This is a genomic window from Frankia sp. AiPs1, assembly GCF_023716945.1.
Lineage (GTDB): Bacteria > Actinomycetota > Actinomycetes > Frankiales > Frankiaceae > Frankia.
This window is the reverse complement of sequence record NZ_JAMQQF010000430.1, coordinates 1-5260: the sequence shown is the minus strand read 5'-3', so window position 1 is coordinate 5260 and position 5260 is coordinate 1. Positions and strand designations below refer to the sequence as shown.

The following is a 5260-nucleotide window of genomic DNA, read 5'->3' as shown; positions in this document are numbered from 1 at the left end:
GGCCGGGCGCGGCCGACGAGCCCGGCAGCGGCGTCGAGATCGGCGGCGGCACCGAGATCGGCGGCGGCGCGGGCGGTTGCCCACACCCGTTCAGGATGCAGCGGCAGCTCGTGGACGTGTCGGCCGAGCGCCTCGGCGACCGCATTGCCGATCGCGGCGGGCACCGCCGGGGAGCCGGTCTCACCGAGGCCGTGGATGCGCGCCCCCTCGGGACCGTCCGGATCCTCGGTCATCCCGACGCTGAAGGTGTCTGGCAGGTCCCGGACCGACGGGATGCGGTAGTCGAGCAGGCTGTCGGTGAGCAGGGCACCGGTCTCGCCGCCCCAGCGCATCACCTCGGACAGGGCCTGACCGACCCCGAACGCCACGTTTCCCTCGCACTGCAGCTCGGCGAACGTCGGGTGGATGACCCGCCCGGCGTAGCTCTCCACGTGCAGGTCGACGACGCGCACGGCGCCGGTCTCCAGGTCGACCTCGACCTCGGCGCCGGCCGCGGCGTGAAAGAAGTGCGGCGTGACGACGCCCTGGCCGGTGTCCGGGTCGAGGCCGCCGTCGCTCGCGTGCACCTCGGAGACGGTCAGGCCGCCGGCCTTCGCCCGGTCGAGCACCTCGGCATAGCTGAGTCCCCCGATCGGAGCAGGCACGCCGGTCAGCGCCGGGCCGCCGATCGGAGCGACCCCCCCGATCGGAGCAGGCGCGCCGGTCGGGCCTGCTGTTGTCCGTACCCGTCCATCGCGCGCCTCGACCGCGTCCTCGGCGACCCCCAGCAACGGCGCGGCCAGCGCGGCGAGACGGGCCCGCAGGGCGGCGCCGGCCCGCTCGACCGCGACGCCCATCATCAGCGTCGACCTCGACGAACTGGTGGTCTGGTCCCACGCGGTCGTCGCCGAGTCCGGGTAGGTGACGTGGACGCGCTCCAGTGCTACGCCGGTGGCGTCGGCGGCGATCTGGGCCAGCACGGTGCGGGCACCCTGGCCGATCTCCACGGTCGAGCAGATCACCGTGAGGTTGGCCTGCTCGTCGAGTTTCAGCGCGACGGTGGACGTCGACGGGGTCACCGTCGTCTTGAGGATGGTCGCCACGCCGCGCCCGCGGACGATCCCGGGGGCGACCTCGCGGCGGCGGGTGCCGGCGGGGCCCGCCTCCCAGCCGATCCGCCGGGTGACGGTGCCGAGCAGGTCGGTGAGGTGGAAATCCTCGATCGGCTGGCCGGTGGCGAACGCGTCGCCGGGGGTCAGCAGGGTGCGCCGGCGCAGCTCGACCGGGTCGAGGCCGAGATGCTCGGCGATCAGGTCGGTGTGGTTCTCGTACGCCCAGGCGACCTGCGGGATGGCATAGCCGCGGAACCCGCCGGCCGGGGTGGTGTTCGTGTAGACGGCGTAGGAGTCGATCGACACGTTCGGGATGCGGTAGGGGCCGGCAGCGCTGTAGCCGCCGTTCTTGATCGTGCGCGGGGAGATGTCGGCGTAGGCGCCGGCGCCCCAGAGGATCTCCACCCGGCGGGCGAGCAGGGTGCCGTCGCCGGTGAACCCGGTGCGGATGCGGACCAGCGAGCTGTGCCGGGCGACGGTGGCGAACTCCTCCGCGCGGGTCAGTTCGACGCGCACCGGACGGCCGTCGGCGACCCAGGCGAGCACCGCGACCAGCGGTTCCAGCCGCGGGTAGGTCTTCGCCCCGTATGCCCCCCCGACGTTGAGGATGCGTACCCGTACTCGACTCTCCGGCAACCGCAGCGTCTCGGCCACCTGCGAGCGCACCGTGAACGGGGACGCCGCCGACGTCCAGAGATCAGCCGACCCGCCGCGCACCGTCGCGATCGTGACGTGTGGTTCGAGCGGCACGTGCTGCTGCTGCGGGGTACGGAACTCGTGCGCGAGCACGTGGTCGGCGGCGGCCAGGGCATCGTCGGCGTCGCCGCGCCGCAGCCGGAAGTGGTTGCAGACGTTGCCGCCGTCCTCGGTGTGCAGGACCAGGTCGGGGAAGGTCATGACGTCCCGGGTCGGCACGTGGTCGTGCAGCCTGGGCGCGTCGGGCGCCATCGCGGCGTCCGGGGTGAACACGGCGGGCAGCGGGTCGTAGTCGACCCGGATGGCGGCGGCGGCCTGGCGGGCCGTGTCCAGGTCGCGGGCGATCACGGCCGCCACCGGCTCGCCGGCGAAGCGGACCCGGCCGATCGCGAGCACCGGCCGGTCGGGCAGCACCGGCCCGAAGTACGGGTACGGCGCGTCCGCGGACATCGCCCACTTCTCCAGGTCGGCGCCCGTGACGACGGCGACGACGCCGCGCTGGCGACGGGCCGCGGCGACGTCGACGGCACGCAGGGTGGCGTGCGCGTACGGGCTGCGCACCAGCGCCGCGTGCAGGCACCCCGACGGCGTCAGGTCGATCGCGTACGGGAACCGGCCGACGACCCGGTCCGGGCCGTCGCTGGCCGGCACCCGCCGACCGGCCGCCCTCACCGCCAACCCTCGACCTCTGGCCGCCCCTGCACCACGGCCTCGGCCTCGGCCTGGGACTTGCTCTGGGACTTGGCCTGGGACTTGCGCCGGGGCCCGGCCTGCGGCGGCGAGACGGCGGGCGGGTAGCCGCGCAGCCGGTCACGGGCGTCCAGGACGGCCTCGAGGATCTTGACGTAGCTGCCGCACCGGCACAGGTTGCCGGCGAGTTCGGTGCGGATGCGCTCGCGGTCGGCGTCCGGCTCGGCGGCGAGCAGCGCCACCGCGGTGAGGATGAACCCGGGCGTGCAGTAGGAGCACTGAAACGCGGTGTGGTCGATGAACGCCTGCTGCACCGGGTGCAGCTGCCCGTCGCGGGCCAGATCCTCGATCGTGCGCACGGCCCGCGTGCCGACCTGTTCCACCGGCAGCAGGCAGGAGCTGACCGGCGCGCCGTCGAGCAGGACCGTGCACGACCCGCACACCCCGGCCGTGCAGCCCGGTCGAGCGCCGAAGAGGGCCAGCTCCCGGCGCAGCACGTCGAGCAGGGTGTGATGACCCCGCACGGACACCTCGACCACGTCCCCGTTGACCTCCAGGGCGAGTGTGTGCCGGTCCTCCGGGGTCATCGGGCCTCCTCATGGCCGGGGATCGTGCGGGCGGCGCGCCCCGAGGCCGCGACCGCGGCTCGAACCGGGTCCTCAGCTCGAACCGGGCCTCCAGCTCGAACCGGGCCTCCAGCTCGAACCGGGCCTCCAGCTCGAACCGGGTCTCCAGCTCTAACCAGGCTAACGGCGGGGGTCTGGCCCGTCGCGGGGGTACGCAGCCCGGCGAGCAGCCGCTCGGGGCGCAACGGCAGGTCGGTGACGACGACGCCGGTGGCGTCGGCAACCGCGGCGGCGACGGCTGGCGCGACCGGGGGGACGGCGGTCTCCCCCAGCCCGTAGATCGGGTCGGTCGGCCGGCCAAGCAGCTCGACGGTGATCCGCGGCGTGTCGGTGAGCGCGGGCAGGCGGTAGTCGAGCAGGTCGCGGGTCACCTGGCGGCCGTCGACGAGGCGCAGTTCCTCACCGAGCACGGAGCCGAGGCCGAGCAGGACCGCGCCCTCGACCTGCATCCGGGCCTCCACCGGGTTGACGACCCGGCCCGCCCAGACCACGGCGTGGTAACTCAGCACCCGGACCTGGCCGGTGTCCAGGTCGACCTCGACCTCGGCGGTGCCCGTCGCCTGGTGCCAGTGGGACGAGGCGACGCCCTGCCCGGTGTCGTGGTCGAGGCCGCCCACCGAGGCGTAGGACCCCTCGCACCGAAGCTGCCCCGCCCGCACGGCGGTGACCAGCTCGCCGTAGCCGAACCGGGCGGTGCCGGCCCGCACCTCGCCGCCCCCCGCGTGGGCCGCCTCTCGGGGCACCCCGCAGTGCTGCGCGGCGAGGTCGGCGAGTCGGTCCAGCAGGGTCCGGCAGGCGTCCTGCACGGCGGCGCCCATCGCGATCGTCGAACGACTGGAGCTGGTCTGCTGGTCGTAGGGGGTGACGTCGGTGTCGGGCAGGCTGACCGAGACGAGGGCGATGTCGATCCCCAGCGCCTCGGCCGCGAGGCGGGCGAGGGCGAGATGCGCCCCCTGCCCCATCTCGACGGTGCTGGTAAGCACGTGGACGCTGCCGTCACGGTTGAGCGCGACCGCCGCCTGTGACGCCGACGGGGTGTTCGTCCCCTTCACCGTGACCGCGACCCCCCGCCCGCGCACCCTTCGCGCCCCGCTCCCGTCCGCCCCGCTCCCGTCCGGCCCGGTCTCGGCCGGCCCACCCCTCACTGGCCCTCCCCCAGTCGGGCCAGGCCCGCGGATCGCGGCGTCGAGCAGCTCGTCGTAGTGGCAGTCCGTCATCAACTCGCCGGTGACGTTGCGGGAACCGTCGCGCAGCAGGTTGAGCCGGCGCATCGCCAGCGGGTCCAGTCCGAGCCGGCGGGCGATCAGCTCCACCTGGGCCTCGTAGGCGAACGCCGCCTGGGGCGAGGCGTACCCGCGAAACGCCCCGGCCGGCGGCCGGTTGGTGTAGACCGCGTAGACGTCGACGGACATGTCCGCGACGTCGTAGGGACCGCCGTAGCCGTAGGCCCCGTTCTTGATCACCCGAGGGCTGATGTCCGCGTACGCACCGGCGTCGAACCAGGCGGTCACCCGGCGGGCGGTGATCCGGCCGTCGGCGCGTACCCCCGTCACCAGCAGGCTCTCGGTCGCGTGCCGGGTCACCGTGGTGAACGCCTGCGCCCGGTCCAGGCAGACCCGCACCGGGCGGTCGGTGATCCGAGCCAGGCACGCCGCCAGCGGCTCGATCTTGGCGTAGCACTTCGAACCGAACGCCCCGCCGAGATGGAGCACCCGCACCTGGACCCGGTCGAGGGCGACGCCGAGCATCTCCGCGAGCTGGACCCGCAGCTTGTAGGGCGTCTGGCTGGCGGCCCACACCACCATCCGCTCGGCACTGGGCACGGCGACGGCGACGTGCGTCTCCAGCGCCGCATGGTGCATCGCGGGGGTGGTGAACCGATCGACGAACACGTGCTCCGCGCGGGCCATCGCCGCGTCGGCGTCGCCCTTGCGGATGACGAAATGGTTGACCAGGTTGCTGCCGGGATGTCGGCGCAGGCGCAGGTCGGGGAAGGCCTCCGAGGCGGCCGCGTCCCCTGGGTGCAGCACCGCGTCGGCGGTGGCCGCCAACGCGGTGCGCGCCTCGGTGACGACGGGCAGCGGCCGGTAGCTCGTCCGGACCCTGGTGAGCGCCGCGTCGGCGGCGTCCGGGTCGGCGGCGAGCGCCACCGCGATC

The 5260-nt window shown here is 74.3% G+C and carries 3 protein-coding genes; all 3 read right to left on the bottom strand.

The genetic code is table 11. The annotated features are described in order from the left end of the window. The coding region (locus ND748_RS24605; RefSeq protein WP_251748353.1) for a xanthine dehydrogenase family protein molybdopterin-binding subunit at positions 1–2459 on the bottom strand (2459 nt) is incomplete at its 3' end. Beyond that, positions 2456–3064: a (2Fe-2S)-binding protein gene (locus ND748_RS24600; RefSeq protein WP_251748351.1), complete on the bottom strand. Its 609-nt coding sequence runs from the start codon at positions 3062–3064 to the stop codon at positions 2456–2458. The genes ND748_RS24605 and ND748_RS24600, both read right to left, overlap by 4 nt. Further along, a partial coding sequence (locus ND748_RS24595; protein ID WP_251748350.1) for a xanthine dehydrogenase family protein molybdopterin-binding subunit occupies positions 3061–5260 on the bottom strand: 2200 nt, incomplete at its 5' end. The genes ND748_RS24595 and ND748_RS24600, both read right to left, overlap by 4 nt.